The 15,292-nt window shown below is 46.9% G+C and carries 15 protein-coding genes; all 15 read right to left on the bottom strand.

The features are described 5' to 3' along the window. Positions 1–135: 135 nt before the first annotated feature. The 15 genes from JK628_RS20730 to JK628_RS20660 all read right to left on the bottom strand — a co-directional run bounded on the left by JK628_RS20730 (position 136) and on the right by JK628_RS20660 (position 15,284). Complete coding sequence (locus JK628_RS20730; protein ID WP_202286798.1) at positions 136–1,377, bottom strand: beta-ketoacyl-ACP synthase; 1,242 nt, start codon at positions 1,375–1,377, stop codon at positions 136–138. Next, positions 1,374–2,099 (bottom strand): 3-ketoacyl-ACP reductase FabG2, encoded by a 726-nt coding sequence (locus JK628_RS20725; RefSeq protein WP_202286797.1) that lies wholly within the window; start codon positions 2,097–2,099, stop codon positions 1,374–1,376. Before JK628_RS20725 ends, JK628_RS20730 begins: the two co-directional genes overlap by 4 nt. A gap of 80 nt (positions 2,100–2,179) precedes the next feature. Continuing rightward, positions 2,180–2,671, bottom strand: coding sequence for an ApeP family dehydratase (locus JK628_RS20720; protein ID WP_237524080.1), 492 nt, complete (start codon positions 2,669–2,671; stop codon positions 2,180–2,182). After that, positions 2,649–3,881: a beta-ketoacyl-[acyl-carrier-protein] synthase family protein gene (locus tag JK628_RS20715; protein ID WP_443020020.1), complete on the bottom strand. Its 1,233-nt coding sequence runs from the start codon at positions 3,879–3,881 to the stop codon at positions 2,649–2,651. Before JK628_RS20715 ends, JK628_RS20720 begins: the two co-directional genes overlap by 23 nt. Positions 3,882–3,898: 17 nt before the next feature. Then, the gene (locus JK628_RS20710) at positions 3,899–4,561 is read right to left on the bottom strand and encodes a DUF3261 domain-containing protein (protein ID WP_202286795.1); all 663 of its coding nucleotides are present in this window, start codon (positions 4,559–4,561) and stop codon (positions 3,899–3,901) included. After that, positions 4,549–5,811, bottom strand: a complete 1,263-nt coding sequence (locus tag JK628_RS20705) for an NAD(P)/FAD-dependent oxidoreductase (protein ID WP_202286794.1) — start codon at positions 5,809–5,811, stop codon at positions 4,549–4,551. Before JK628_RS20705 ends, JK628_RS20710 begins: the two co-directional genes overlap by 13 nt. Then, complete coding sequence (locus JK628_RS20700; protein WP_202286793.1) at positions 5,805–8,234, bottom strand: MMPL family transporter; 2,430 nt, start codon at positions 8,232–8,234, stop codon at positions 5,805–5,807. The genes JK628_RS20705 and JK628_RS20700 overlap by 7 nt, the downstream gene beginning before the upstream one ends. Then, a complete protein-coding gene (locus tag JK628_RS20695; protein ID WP_202286792.1) occupies positions 8,231–8,914 on the bottom strand; it encodes a LolA family protein in 684 nt (227 codons plus the stop codon). The genes JK628_RS20700 and JK628_RS20695 overlap by 4 nt, the downstream gene beginning before the upstream one ends. A 41-nt stretch (positions 8,915–8,955) precedes the next feature. Continuing rightward, positions 8,956–9,423 (bottom strand): acyl-CoA thioesterase, encoded by a 468-nt coding sequence (locus JK628_RS20690; protein WP_202286791.1) that lies wholly within the window; start codon positions 9,421–9,423, stop codon positions 8,956–8,958. Positions 9,424–9,457: 34 nt separating this feature from the next. Then, the gene (locus JK628_RS20685; protein WP_202286790.1) at positions 9,458–11,017 is read right to left on the bottom strand and encodes an HAL/PAL/TAL family ammonia-lyase; all 1,560 of its coding nucleotides are present in this window, start codon (positions 11,015–11,017) and stop codon (positions 9,458–9,460) included. Beyond that, positions 11,014–12,732, bottom strand: coding sequence for a glycosyltransferase family 2 protein (locus JK628_RS20680; RefSeq protein ID WP_202286789.1), 1,719 nt, complete (start codon positions 12,730–12,732; stop codon positions 11,014–11,016). The genes JK628_RS20685 and JK628_RS20680 overlap by 4 nt, the downstream gene beginning before the upstream one ends. After that, on the bottom strand, positions 12,732–13,115 hold the full coding sequence (locus tag JK628_RS20675) for an ApeI family dehydratase (RefSeq protein WP_202286788.1): 384 nt from the start codon (positions 13,113–13,115) through the stop codon (positions 12,732–12,734). The genes JK628_RS20680 and JK628_RS20675 overlap by 1 nt, the downstream gene beginning before the upstream one ends. Then, positions 13,112–14,491: an AMP-binding protein gene (locus JK628_RS20670; RefSeq protein ID WP_202286787.1), complete on the bottom strand. Its 1,380-nt coding sequence runs from the start codon at positions 14,489–14,491 to the stop codon at positions 13,112–13,114. The genes JK628_RS20675 and JK628_RS20670 overlap by 4 nt, the downstream gene beginning before the upstream one ends. Then, a complete protein-coding gene (locus tag JK628_RS20665; protein WP_202286786.1) occupies positions 14,488–15,036 on the bottom strand; it encodes a hypothetical protein in 549 nt (182 codons plus the stop codon). Before JK628_RS20665 ends, JK628_RS20670 begins: the two co-directional genes overlap by 4 nt. Then, positions 15,036–15,284 carry an acyl carrier protein gene (locus JK628_RS20660; RefSeq protein ID WP_202286785.1) on the bottom strand — a complete coding sequence of 83 codons (249 nt, stop codon included), beginning with the start codon at positions 15,282–15,284 and terminating at the stop codon, positions 15,036–15,038. Before JK628_RS20660 ends, JK628_RS20665 begins: the two co-directional genes overlap by 1 nt. Between the last annotated feature and the right edge of the window lie 8 nt (positions 15,285–15,292).

Here is a 15,292-nt window from a genome sequence, read left to right as displayed (position 1 = left end):
TAGTGTTACTATTAAAACCGTTTATTAGGTTTATTTCAATAAGTTTTTTCTAATGGATTGTTTTCCATTATAGGTATAACGGCTATGTGCACTAACCCGTCTTCTCATTGAATGTGGTTGGTAGCTGTAGATTTGTTATCTAGACCACTTCTTAAAAATAAGCGAAGTATTAATTCCGCCAAAGGCAAAGTTGTTACTCATGACATAATCTGTCTCGAGTAATCTAATATCATCTTTGATGTAATCAAGCTCACCACACTCGGGATCAATCTCAGTGAGGTTAAGTGTTGGCGCAAACCAGCCCTCGTTCATCATCTGTATGCTTGCCCAAGCTTCAAGAGCGCCACAAGCCCCTAAGGTGTGGCCGGTGTAACTTTTTAGTGATGAGATAGGTTGCGATGGGCCAAACACTGCGCTGGTGGCCTGAGTCTCTGCGATATCACCGCGGTCTGTCGCTGTGCCGTGGGCATTGACGTAACCAATAGCACTGGCTTCAATATCTGCATCTTTAAGTGCCAGTCGGATAGATGTTTCCATCGTGGCAGCATTTGGTTGAGTGACGTGCAAACCATCGGAGTTGGTACCAAAACCAATAATTTCGGCATAGATTTTAGCACCACGGGCTTGGGCGTGTTCCAGCTCTTCAAGCACTAAGGTGCAAGCACCTTCACCAATCACTAAGCCATCACGCTGCTTATCAAATGGCTTTGGGTTTTTTGATGGAGCATCATTTTGAGTGCTGGTGGCAAATAGAGTATCGAACACCACTGCTTCAGTTGGGCATAGCTCTTCACCACCGCCTGCTAGCATCAAGTCTTGTTGGCCATATTTTATCGCTTCATAGGAGTAACCAATCCCTTGGCTGCCCGAGGTGCAAGCACTACTTGTGGTATGCACTCGACCTTTTAAGCCAAAAAACACCCCGACATTAACGGCAGTGGTATGAGCCATCATTCGAATGTAACTGGTTGCAGTAACGCCTGACATATCACCGCTTTTGAGCATATCGCCAAAAGCAATAATAGGGTCGGTGCTGCCAGTTGATGAGCCATATGCAATACCCATAGCGCCCGATGTCACCACAGGATCATCAAGCAGGTTGGCATCAATCAAAGCTAATTCACTGGCGCGTGTTGCCATGATGGAAACGCGCCCCATTGAGCGTATTTTCTTGCGAGAATAATGTGCCGGTTTTTCAAAGTCGGTGATCGGCGCGGCTAAACGGGTATTTAATCCCTCAAACTTATCCCATTCATCAAGCCGAACAACGCAGTTTTTCTGTGCCTTTAGATTATTCGCTATCGATGGCCAGTCATGGCCTAAGGCGGAAACTCCACCTATGCCTGTGACGACGACTCTACGTGGTAGATGGCTCATATCATGCCACCATTAACGGAGATCACTTGGCGAGTGATATAAGCGGCATCTTCCGACATTAAAAAGTTAGCCAGTCCTGCTATTTCTGAGGCTTTGCCCATGCGTCTCATCGGAACGATAGTGTTAACCATATCCTTAGGAATATCTGCCACCATATCGGTTTCAATCAGCCCCGGCGCGATACAATTTACAGTGATTTTGCGTTTTGCCAGCTCAAGCGACAAGGCTTTAGTGGCACCTATGATGCCCGCTTTTGAGGCGCTGTAATTGACTTGGCCACGGTTGCCTGCAATACCAGAAACAGAGGCCATGGTGATGATCCTACCACCTTGTCTTGCTTGGACCATTGGCATGACAGTCGGATGGATAACATTGTAGAACCCATCCAAATTAGTGTGCACTACACTGTCCCACTCAGATGCTGTCATCGCAGGGAAGGTGGTATCGCAATTAATGCCGGCGTTTAATACCACGCCGTAATAGGCGCCATGCAGTCCAATGTCTTGTTCGATGGCTTGTTTTACGGCTGCGCGGTCGGCGATATCAAACTTAAGGCAAGATACCGACACACCCAACTGCTCTAAGGCTTGTTTTGTTTCATTGGCAGCGTCGATATTCTGATAATAATGCATGGCAATATCAAAGCCAGCAGCCGCCAGCTTTAATGCAATTGCTTTGCCTATCCCGCGACTTGAACCAGTAATTAGTACTCTTTTAGTCATCTCTTATCCTCAACAGTGGCCTTTTTTATCTGTTTTAATCGGCTAACACTGCTCTCTATAAAGTGGTATTAAATTTGTTGTTAGTCAGTTGCTTCAGTGATATAGGCACTGCTGTCTTGCGGCTGAAATACATTTACATTGGCTTCGGCGACCACTTGCTGCTGGTGCATGATTTTGCAGTCAAAAACTGCTAAGCCAGACTCCTCTTGATACAGTCGAGTGACTTTAGTTTGGTAGATCTCGCCAGCTTTGAAGTGTGGAATATGCATTTTGAGCTTACGGGTCCCCAGTAAAAAACCCACCCTGATAATGTCTTCTCTAAGATGTGCCTCAACCCCAGCTAAGGCTGCAATGCTTTGCGCCATATATTCAATACCAACATAGTTTGCTACTCCTTGCAGCTTGTCATCAAAATAGGGGCTAGTGACCAATATTTGGGTTTGAGTGAGTAAATTATCAGTTTCATACTCTAATAGGTTACTGATCAGCACCATAGGTTGGCGATGGGGAATAAACTGCTCAACATTCTGGCTGGCAAGGGTGGATAGATCAAGCATGTGAGTTAGTCTCATTGGTGGTTTTTCTTTGGCGGCTGAATATGAGGCTGGCATTACTGCCACCAAATGCAAAAGAGTTGCTCATAACGTGGTGCAGCACAGTGGCATCGCCATAGGTAACCAGTGGCAATACTGGGTTGTCAGTGTCTTGCTGTTGATCCCATACCTGTGGTGGCAGCTTGTTATCAAGGTTTAAATCGCTCAGTAACAGGTAGCAAAAGGCCGCTTCGATAGCACCGGCAGCGCCTAAGGTGTGACCGGTTAACGGTTTGGTTGAGCTGCATGGGGGAATTTTATGAGTAAATACTGCGGTGACGGCTCGGCTTTCCATGGCATCATTTTTGGGGGTTGCAGTACCGTGTAAGTTTAAGTAGCTGATCTGCTCAGCGTCCAAGTTTGCCATTTTTAGCGCAGATTGCATGGCCGTGATAGCGCCTGTCCCGTCAGGATGTGGTGCCGAAATATGGTAAGCATCGCTGGATTCACCAACACCACTTACGAGAATGTCGTCCCGCGCTGTAGCTCGCTCTAGGGTGAACAGTGCAGCCCCTTCACCAATGTTAATACCGTCACGGTTGCGACTAAATGGCTGGCAATGGGCACTCGAGATTGACTCTAGTGAGTTGAAACCATTGAGGGTTAATTGGCACAAGGAGTCGACGCCACCAACAATGACCATATCGCAGAGCTCAGCATTAAGTAGTCGTCGCGCACTAGCGAAGGCTTTAGCACTTGAAGAGCAAGCGGTGGATACCGTTAAGCAAGGTCCTGAGAGTCCAAAATAGCATTGTAAGAATTGGCTGCTGTCGCCGAGCTCTTGCTGTGAATAGTCATAACCTGCGGGGAATTCGCCATGTTGACTTTGATGCGCTAACGCCTGCTCGCCAGTGGCGATGCCTGAGGTGCTTGTGCCAATGACCACACCAATACGCTTGGCACTATATTGAGTTTTAGCATCAATAACGTACTGCTCAATCTGCAGTGCAGCCATTAAGGCAAGCTGGTTATTGCGGCTATTAAACTGTCGCCATTGCGGCCCGAGCTCAGGCAGCTTACTTGCGACTTCGCCAACCAGTACAGGGCGTTCAAACATTAAGTCATCACGCCACTGCATCCCCGCTATATTCGCGGCAATGAGATTGTTAAGCACTGATTTGGGCGTGTCACCCAGTGGTGTACATAAACCTATTTGGGTTATTGCTATTGCGCTATTCGACTTCACTATTAATCACCATAATAGGTTTATAACGGAGTGATGATGAGCTCGAAATCAGCTGCATCAATCTGTAATTTGACCTTGGCTTGCCATGGGGCAAGTTGACTATAACGGATTGTAACAATCGGCTGTGGATCTTCCGCGTTATTCATCATGTCATTAGCACTCGGCTTTGCAGCGATGAGCTTGCGACAATAAGCAACATCGCAATTATAGCTCTGTATATAGCCATTTTGTAGATGGCGATTGAGGCTGTCTTCACTCCAATAGATAAGCTGCATAATGGCTAGCAGATACTCGGCTTTAAATTGATCGCCAAGCAAACTACTTTGCTCGCTGATAAGCTTTTCGCCATCATAGGTAAGTGTGAATAGTGGCTGCCCTAAGGGGGCTAAACCAACCAAGGTTAACTGCTGCGGATCTAGCTCCAATTGAGTGAGCAGTTCATGCTGACTCGATTGGGTTTTTAAGATGGTTTTTTGCGTCATACTGCGATCAGTAAACGACTCTGGCTTATTGCCAGCATCTTGACTCGCATCGCTTAGCGGTGCAAGACAGTAACTGACGCTGCTTGGCAGCTCAACACAGGTTTGTCTTTGCAAGGTTTGGCTACATCCTGCCAATAGCGTTAAGCCGAACATGCTTAAGCTCTTTAGAAATGACTTTTGAAAATGAGTTAGCTGCGACATAGCTCTACAACCATATTAAGGCGCCTTTTAGATTCACTGACAAAGGGATTATTTTGATCCCAAGCGTAGCCCGCCAAAATAGAACAGATCATCTGTTTGATGGTCAAATCGGGGTCACTATAGAAGATAGCGTCTTGAAAGCGGCAGTCATACCAAGCTTCGACATAAGTTCTAAAGGTATCAACGCCTTTCATTAATGGTGTAGCGTATTCATCTTGCCAGTCCACCGCCTCACCATCAAGTTGCTTAATAAGTGCTTTAGCCGCTAAAGACGCCGATTGCATGGCGATAGTCACACCTGATGAAAAGACCGGATCTAGAAACTCTCCAGCATTGCCTAGTAGGGCGAACTTATTGGTAGCTAAGGTTTTCACGTTAGCTGAGTATCCTTGCAATAATGCGGAATCATTGACGAGTTCAGCATTGGCGAGTAATTTTTTAAGGCCGGGCTCTTGGTTAATCATATCAAGAAGAACGTCGTCCAAGCTGCCCGTTAAGTTACCCAATTGATGCGGCTCCGCTACTACGCCTATTGAGCAACGACCATTACTAAAAGGGATTAACCAGTACCAGATATCTTTGTTGTCAGGGTGAACGCTGATAAGGATCTTATTACGGTCAAAATCAGTACAAGTAATATTGTCGTTTATATGGTTAAAAACAGCGCTGCGAGTGGGTAAACATGATGGTGTTTCTAAATCGAGTAACCGCGGTAAAACACGGCCAAAACCACTGGCATCTAGGATGAACTTTGCCCTAACTGTGTCAGTGTCCCCCGCTGCATTTTTCACCGTCAGTTCAGGTGCTGAATCTAAGTTTATCGACTCGACTGTCTGGCCATAGCGGATCTCCACCCCTTGCTTACTTGCCTCATCGGCCAGCAGTTTGTCGAATTTGGCGCGTTCGACCTGAAAAGTATTACCAGGCCCTGGAGTGAACTTGTTATTAAAGTCGAAACTGGTGTATTGGTCGCGACATCTAAATGCTGCACCATCTTTATATTGAAAGCCTGCGGCATTCACGGCGTCGAGCATATTGGCTTCGGCTATCACCTGCATACAGCAGGGAAGTAAGCTCTCTCCTATAGAGAAACGTGGGAAATATTGTTTCTCAAGCACCAACACACGCTTGCCTTGAGCATGTAAAAGGCTAGCGGCAATACTCCCGGATGGGCCCGCGCCTATGATGGCAACATCGACCTCTTCAACACCATGAGTAATAGTGTGTTGATGTGCATTGGAGCTTAACATTGGGGTATTTTCCTTGTGAAAATTTGAATAAATGGTGACAGTAAAAACGTAAAGCTAATGCCTATCAATAGGGTTAGACCAAAGGCACTAATGGCGGGCGTCTGGCTAAAAGCAAGCAAACCAAAGGCCAGTAGTGTCGACATAGCTGACATGAGTACAGCCATCATCACGCCACGAGTCTTTTGCTTCGCTTCGGCGAAAAATAGACAATAATCAATGCCAATCCCAAACACCAAAATCAGTGCTAACGCATGAAACAGCGTTAACGGCGCTAGCATCAGCCCCAAAGTGGACAGGGTCAGAATGGCGGAAAGTGCGGGCACACTAACCATTATTGACGCTAACCTGATACCAAACCTAAGGGTAAATATACAAACCGCCGCAATCAAAGCAATGACCAGTAACCCCAGCGTCAGCTGGCGATAGTGGCCCATTAACTTGGATATTTCACAGACTTTATCGACTAACTCTACATTGGGATTGGCTTGGAAAAGTGCCGATAATTTATCGAGTTGTTTTATGCCGCCGAGTAACACAATGGCTGCGTAGCCAGAATCTAAACTAGAATCCTGCTGCGGCATTAACCACATTGAGCTAAACTGCTTCCCTGCCGTCGATAGTAAGAAGTCATCCGCATTAATATAACGCGCTTTAGCTGCGATAAACTCATCTGCTAACGGCAGTTTAATGCTGTCTTCAATCCCTAGGCGTTCAAAAATTTCATCAAGATGTTGCTGATAAATCTGCTGTTGTAACTGGTAGTTATTAGCCTGTTTTTTCTCGCTGGGTAGGAATCTACTTAAACTAAAGTGATTGCCAAGCAACTGCTGTTGTTCTGCCAATTTAAGGACAGGTTCTAGTTGCTCTAGTTGTTGCTTTACCTGCTCTTCTGTCTGCCCTGTAATCAGTAGAAATTGATTATCTGTTCCACCACTGAGCACGGTACGCAGGGTGTCTTCCTGTTGCTGAATCGCAGGCGGCGTGTGTTGTAATTGACGAATATCATCATCACTGCTTAGTTGTGATAGACCGATGCCAATAAATACCATGCAGCCAAGTAGCAACAACCCTGCAAATAACCGTGATGATGGCATCGCGCGGCTGAGCACAAAACCTTGGTATTGGTCAGCAAGTTCAAGTTGGCGTTGGCTGTTATTGAGCTTTGCGCTCGCTAACGCCGGGTAGGCAAATACTAAGGTTAAATAAGCCCCGATCAAACCTGCAGCGCAGAATATAGCGACCTGCTGCATGCCTGGAAAAGGCGCTAATCCCAGTGAACCATAGGCGATAATGCTAGTGAGCAGTGCCAATGAAATCGCTGGCAGAATGGCTAGCGTCGTATGGTTAGCATCATGCTCGGGGTTATTTAAGCGATCGCAATAAAAGTGAAAGCAGTAATCAATGGCGATGCCGATGAGGCTGGTACCAAATACTAGTGTGAGCAGGTGCAGCTCACCAAACACCACAAGGGTAAGCACAATGGCAAACAGTAGGCTTACGCTGAGTGTCATCACGGCGATCATTAACGGCATGATTGAGCGAAAGGAAAACCAGACGAGGGCGATAACCCCAATAAGGGAGATAAGGCCAATGCTTGATACTTCCTTTTTAGCATTGTCAGTGGCAGCAGCTGCATGAAACAGTGCGCCAGCGTGTAAAAAATCAACTGCGGGGAAGTTGCTTGTTACCGTCTGTTTCGCTAACTCAAGCGCAGCCAGTTGCGATTGCTGCGCATCAGGGCTGAAGGCACTTTGAAGCCCTTTTGCCATTACGATGGCGACAAAAGCTGATTCTGTTTTAGCATCATTATTAGTAAGGCGAGCGATGAGCACGCCATTTTCGACACCCAGTGCTTGTTTGGGGGCGAGCGCGAGCAGGTTATCGGGGTAGAGCAGCAGAGGATCATGGCTGATTAAGGCGCTATTAGCATAGCTAAAGGCGCTATAAAGTTTCTGTAAACTTGCTTGTGTTAGCTGCTGCCACTGCTGCTCTGCGAGTTGCTGTTGTTGTTTGTCGGTCAGTAGATTGAATCGGTATGGAAAGTAAAAGGCATTTAGGGCTTCAGCTTGTGATATATCGGCGCTGGATATATCAATGAATACTGCTGAACTGGTGGATTTTAGTTGCTGCATTAACATGGTGGCCGCGCTAACCGCCGTATTCTTGTCTGCGCTAACAACCCCAATATAGAGCCGATTGGCTAACTGCTGCTCAACTTGGGCGATGGCCCGTTGCGTTAGCAAATTTTCACTCACTTTAGGTAGCATAGCCAAAATGTCAGTCTGGATCTTGGCGCCAGATTGCCATTGCACAATACCCAGTACGAGCGTGGTAACTAGCAAAAATAACCAGATAGTTAACTTTTTTGTTGCGGTGAGCTTGGTTAGGAAGCTCAGTACTGCAAGCCGAGGTTTTTTGCTCATTGGCCAGCTCTGGCGCTATCTTCAATTGAGGGAGAAAAGCGAGCTAGATCCTGCTCCGTCAATGGTGCGTCATTGATAGCTGAAAATTCGATACGGCTGCGATCTTGATTATCGCTAAAGAGGATCAAGGTTTGAATATGTTGCTCGCCGATTAACACGAGTCTAGGCATGGCTTTTTTGACTAGAGGGTCGATTGGCGTCAAACCTAACTGCCACTGGGCATCGGTGCTGCTGGTGCTTTGTAAGCTCAATTTAAAATGCTGTTCAAGTGTTGGTAGATCGCCGCTAAGCAGGGCATTGAGCAGGATAGGCATTAACTGAGACAGTTGATTGGCACTGGGCGATTGCTGTGCATCGCTAACCTGTACCTGCCCTTGGCTATCGATTTGGATCAGGCGACCCGCTTGTAGAATTAAGGTGCTTTCGAACGGAGATAGTTGCTGCCAGATCACGCCTTGTTGCTTAGAGAAGACAAAGCTCCCTCGGCTAATCAGCGGCTGTTTTAGTACCTTTAATTGTCGATATTGAGTAAACAAACCCTTAGCTTGTGCGCTTGGCGCTAGCTGCTTGCTGAGCTGCGTTAATTCACTTGGTGACGCATTTTGTGCGAATAAAGCCTCAAAGTTGCTCTCACTATGGGCCGAAAAACTCAGCGTATTACCGATTAAGATCAGGCACATTGATATGAGTTTGCAACAGCGCGATGGATACCTAGCTAATATCATCTGTTTGAGCCTGCGGTGGTTAGCGAAGCACTTGGTTTATCACTTGAACCGATAAGTTTAGCGATTTTATCTTGAAACACTTCAGGCGTAACAAAGCACAGTTCCTGGGTTTGCATATCAACCGCGGCTTGTATGGTATAGCCTTTGGTAATACGTTTCTTAGTGATGGCATCTAATACTTGGTAATTGATTTTAAGACGGTTTTCCCACTCAACGATGGCCGCTTTGATAATTACTTTTTGATCGAACGTACTCGATTGCACATACTTTATCTGCAAATCGACAATCGGCCAGCTATAGCCTGAATCTTGCATGGCTCGGTAGCCATAATCGATAAGATCCAGTAACTGGCAACGAGCCACTTCAAAGTAGCGTAGGTAGTTGCCATGCCAAGTAATACCCATTGAATCCACATCGTGAAAAGGGATAATGACTTCAATCTCGGTGCTTATAATACCTTTCATAAGATCATTATCCTTGTCGGCACGGAAAGGCGCATTAGCATACTTCCCAATAGCCACTTTGGATCTTGTCGACGGTCGAGCGCAGTGCTTGCTCTAACGGTCGGTCTTCGGTGAGCAGTTCAAAATCTTCTTCGACTTGCGCTAAGGTTTTGCCCAGAGAGGGGGTAATAGAACTCGGCACAAGCTCTTGTTGCATTATACGCAAACGAATACCTTGAGACATCGCCAACAAGGCTGCGGCGGCGACTTGTTCGGTAAGCTGCAGCACTCGCATGCAGTCACGGGCTGAAATAGTGCCCATGCTAACTTTATCTTGGTTATGACATTCGGTAGAGCGCGAAAATACGCTGGCAGGCATGGTGTTTTTTAATGCCTCGGCAGTCCATGCTGAAACGCCAATCTGTACCGCTTTAAAACCGTGATTGATGGCTTTGCGTTTACCCATTGCACCAGAAAGATTCGCTGGCAGGCCATTATTAAATTTTTGGTCCATTACCAGTGCCATCTGGCGGTCGATCAAATCAGCAATGTTGGCCACCGCATTTTTCATCGAATCCATCGCAAAGGCGATATGGCCACCATAGAAGTGTCCGCCATGAAGGATATGCTCGCCTTCGGCATCAACAATCGGGTTGTCGTTGGCACTGTTCAGTTCGGTTTCGATAAATTGGCGCATAAAGGGCAGCGCATCTTGTAGCACTCCGATCACGTGTGGCGCACAGCGGATAGAGTATCGGTCTTGTAATCGGTCGGAGTTGCGCGGATGAGTGTGGTGATTGAGATCTTCACGGATCCACGCCGCAATTTGGTTTTGCCCTGGGTGTGGCTTCGCGGCAAACAGGATGTCATCGAAGTGGTTCGAGTTACCCTTTAGTGCCAGTGAAGCCATGGCGGTGATGCGACTTGATAGTCGCGTCATATATTGGGCACGATCATAAGCTAAACAAGCCAGTGCCGTCATGACCGCGGTGCCATTCATCAATGCCAGCCCCTCTTTAGGTCGCAAGGTTAGCGGAACAATATTAAGCTGTTGGTAGACTTCGCTCGTGGGGCGGCGCTGACCTTGGTACATCACATCGCGCTCACCAACAAGTACGGCGGCGAGGTAAGATAATGGGGTTAAATCGCCGCTAGCACCGACAGAACCCTCTTCTGGGATCACCGGGGTGATATCTAGATTCAATAGGGTCTCAATGCGCTCTAGCAGTTCAAAACTGACCCCAGACTTGCCATAAGCGAGCGAGCTTAAGCGGCATGCCATGACTGCACGGGTTTGTGCCACAGATAAAATGTCGCCCAAGCCGCAACCGTGAAAGCGGGTCAAATGCAGTGGTAGCTCATGGACCAGATCGAGTCCTACGGTGACAGTGCAAGAGTCACCGTAGCCGGTTGTTACGCCGTAGACCACGCCTTCCTCTTTGAGCAAACTGTCAATAAACAATGCGCCCTTTTGGATGTAGGCTCGGTATTCTTGCGTCTGGTTTAGCTGTGCGCTTGCTCCTTTTGCGATAGAGACGACATCTTCAAGAGACAGTTTACGGTAACCAAACTCGATGGTTTGCTGCTGGGTATTTAGGGAGTTTGCGTGGGTCATTTGTGTTGTTGTCCTTTACTGCCTTGAACATTGGTACGCTGGATATTCTCGTCCTTGTGCCAAAAATCATAAAAATTAAACCACTGAAGTGGTTGGCGCAGCGCAAAATACTCTAAGCGCTGGCTAAAATCTTGTACCGCATTTTCGAGTCGTTCGGCTCGACCTGCTCGTGGGCCTTTAAGGCTGTTGGCAAAATGCCTGAGGTGCACGTGATAACGTCCCTCTTCACGCAAGCAGAACATGGTAAATACTGGGCAATCTAACAAACCTGCCAAGATAAAGGGTCCTTGTGGGAAGGGCGCTTCCTTACCTAAAAAAGGCTGATAGATAACTCGACCCGCTGTTTGCGATGAGGTTCTATCGCCAGCGATAACCACCAACTCCCCAGCATCGATCTTCTGTTGTAATAAGATCGAGGTGCTTGGGCCAAGCTCAGTCACTTGAATGAGGTTGAGTGCGCTATCTGGGTTGAGTTGCTGCAATACGCGATTAAAGTTTTCGGCATGTTCAGTTAACACCATGACATTAACTTTTACTTTGCGCTGGTGGATCGATATGGCGCGGCAAAGCTCAAGATTTCCCAAATGAGAAACCAGTAAAACGGCGCCCTTGCCGGTTTTAAGCTGATCAACCAGTAATTGTCTATTTGGAAAGTCTACCTCAGCGAGTTTGATACGGTTACACCAGGCATCAATTCGGTCAAGGGCTGCATTGCCAAAGGTAAAAAAGTGTTTGAGATTGTCACGCCAGCTGAGATTTTCACTCAGCAAAGGGTGTTTGGGCTCAGTTGTTTTAACTTGAGTCAAAAACTGCTGTGATGCTTTTCTGGCGGTGGCACCAGTGAGAAAGAAGTAGCAGATAACTGGGTACATAACGGCGCGACATAGCCAGTGGCCACCGTAGCGATAGCTTTCAGCTATTACTTTTATGCCCCAGTAGCTGCCACGCTCTTGTATATTTGACCAATGTTGGCTTTGTTTACTTTGGCTGAACTTGTTCCACAAGCGTTTGGGTTGGCGCAGCAACATGCTGAAAAATAGTTTGCTGTGCATCAAGGAGATCCGCGCATTGTCTTTGATCCCCTGAAAATGGCTAATGCCATCTTCGGGGTAGATAACCCGTGTGGGGATATGGATCACCGGTACGCCTTGCCAATACAGGCGCACTAGCACCTCGATATCAAAGTCCATACGCTCGCCAAGAGCGTGAGTTAAAAACAGCTTTTCAGTCTCTGCTAACGGGTACACCCTAAAGCCGCACATAGAATCTTGGATATCGAAACTTAGGGTTTCGATCCACACCCAGATGTGGGTGAGGTAGCGACCATATAACCGCCCCTTCGGGACTGATTCATCATATTGAGGCAGTCCAGAGATTAAGGATTCTGGCGCAGATTCTGCACGCGCTATCATCGCCGGGATATCATCTAAGTTGTGTTGCCCATCGGCATCAACCTGCAGTGCGTGGCTATAGCCATCTTGATAAGCGGTGCGCAGTCCCGTCATAACGGCCGCGCCTTTGCCACGATTAAAAGGGTGGTGCAGCAGCGTTACCCACGAATACTTTTTGGCAAGTTCAGTGAGTAAAAAACGAGTTTCATCATTACTGCCGTCATTGACCAAATAACAGGGCAAACCAAGTCCGTCGAGTTGCTCAAGCGTCTGTGCAATGGCAGTTTGGTGGTTATAGTTAGGAATGACTAAGGCGATGCGCATTAACTGGCTTCTCCAGCGGTCGCTAGACTATTGGTTACATTGAATGCTATTCGGCCAGATGCAAAGCGCTTATCGCCATCGCTATAGGTAAAAGTAAGCTTGGCTTTCGCGGCATTGTGGCTAATGGTTAAATTGACCTGTGTATTAGGCAACATTAGCTGTTGAAACTTGAGCACCTCAAGCACTGCAACATCACTGGCGTAGCCAAAATGCTGGCAGCCAAGCTTAATCGCCCAATCTAATTGAGTTACGCCTGGCAGCACTGGTTGCTCGGGAAAGTGGCCTTTAAAATACTCAAGCTCAGCCGGGATATCGAGACGCCAACAAATGGAGTCATCATCGATTTTAGTGCTGATAATAGCCGGTAATCTAGATTTAATCATTTACTCTTAAACTTATCGATATCAAATAGAGCTAGCATGGTGTCGTGCACGCATTTACCTTGCAGATCAACGGGTAACTGCTCAGGATAACGCCAGCGACGTGGCAATGTAACCCGTTCAAATTGGGATAGAAGGTGACGCTTCAGCGCATTGTTGAGCGCAAGCTTGCCGTCTATGGCTAATTGCTCAACGCCTTGTGTAGACAGTTCAATCGCTGCACCAAGCTGTGTTCTAGGCTGCTCTAACATAAGTAAAGCTGCTTTGGTGACGTAAGGATGGCTCTCTAAAAGCGACTCCATCTGCACCAGCGATAAGCGTTTTTCTTCGACTTTTACGATGCGATCAAGCCGCCCTTGTAGGCTGAACCTGCCATCACTGGCAATATCGACTTTATCGTCACATCGAAGCCAATCATCATTCTCTAAATAGGGGGATTTGAGCTGCAATGCACCATCGACATCATCTTGTTTAATCTCTATTGCTGCAAATGTTTGCCAAGGCTCAGCGGGAGAGTGTTGCTGGCGGTATGCAATCCCCCCTGTCTCAGTACTACCGAAAACTTCGGTCGGTAGTCGACCGTAGCATTGTTTTATTGCCATTGCAGCTTCAAAGCTGAGTGGGCCACCAGAGCTAAACACTAAGCTTGGCGAGCGCAGTTGCGGCTCATTATCCAGTGCATCAGGCAAACGAGATAACTGAGCAGGACTACTGATTAAACATAAATTTGGAAACAAGTTAGCGTAATAGCTAAGCGTTTCAGGGTATTCGACTAAATCACTTAAAAATGGACGGCTAGCGGCAAGTGGCCACAGAATTTTAAACAGCAGACCATAAATATGCTGGTGTGAAACGGTGGCAATGACGCTGCAATGGGGCAGGTGCTCGGCAAAGGTTCGTTCCAAGACGCTGACTTCAGCGTCGAGTTGGCTAATGGATTTGGCGATGCGTTTGGGTTTGCCACTGCTACCAGAGGTAAATAATACCAGCTCACCCCATTGGGTTAATCTAGGCCATTGCGAAGTCGGTAGATTAAGATCTTTATCTAGGCGTAAAAAAGCTTTGCCTTCACATAGTGGCAGATCAGCAATGACCCCTTCAAATTCATGGGTTAACTGACTCAATGTGCCAGCTTGAGTGTTGGCAGGCAGTATCAATTTCTTACCCGCAAGCAAGCCTGCGCAGAGTCCCACCGCAAACATATCGCTACTCTCACAACTCAAGAGCCAGCGCTTTTCTTTGGAATGAGTTAGCTGCTGGTGCAGATGGGCGACTTGGTTGCTGAACACTGTACCTGTCACAATATTGTGATGGTTGAAGCTGATCAACTGCTGTGCTGCTGGCCCTTGGGATAACCAGGATTTGAGTAATTCAGTCATGTCTTTTTTAACCACAATGTTCTGTATAACCACTCACCAGCGAGCAGTAATCCAATAAGCAAGTAGGCGATTAAGCCGTTATAAAGAGTCCAAGTTTCCAAGCTAGTATAAAGTGCGGTATAGAGCGCAATGCTACCATTGAAAATAAACAGCCCACACCAAAGTAGCGTGACTTTATTGAGATAAGCTACCGCTTCATTGGGAAGCTCGGGTTCTTTCAATCTTGCCAGTTGCTCTATCATGCTAGGGCCACGAACCAATGAGTAACTAAACAGCCCCAACATCGTTAAGTTGATTACTACCGGGTAGAACAGTAAAAACTCATGCTCTTTAGCGATAAAGCTGCCTGCTGTGAGGCCTATGCCAATCAATATCGGTAATATCAATGCTTTTAGTTTTTGCTTTTGCAGCAATAAACGCAGCAAGAGTACGGCGCACAATAGCAGGGCAATAGTGCCCGTTGGCAAATAATGTAATCCGAAATAGACGGCTAATGGATAGGCTATAACCACTAGACTGGTCACTATTTGCAAGATTAAACGCATTAGTCTTTAACTAACCCTTCAATGGCATTGACCACGTCACCGACAGTGCGCACAGCTTTAAACTCTTCAGGCTTAATTTTTTTGCCTGTCATCTGTTGCAGTTTAATCACCAGATCGACAGCATCAATACTGTCTAAATCTAACGCTTCATAAAGTGATGCATCTAAGGTGATATCGTCAGCGTCAACTTCAAACTCATCGACTAAGATGGCGGTTAATGCCTCTAAAATTTGTTCAGCAGTTTGCATATTGCCTC

This window comes from Shewanella sp. KX20019 (assembly GCF_016757755.1).
Classification (GTDB): domain Bacteria; phylum Pseudomonadota; class Gammaproteobacteria; order Enterobacterales; family Shewanellaceae; genus Shewanella.
This window is presented reverse-complemented; position numbering and strand designations above follow the sequence as displayed.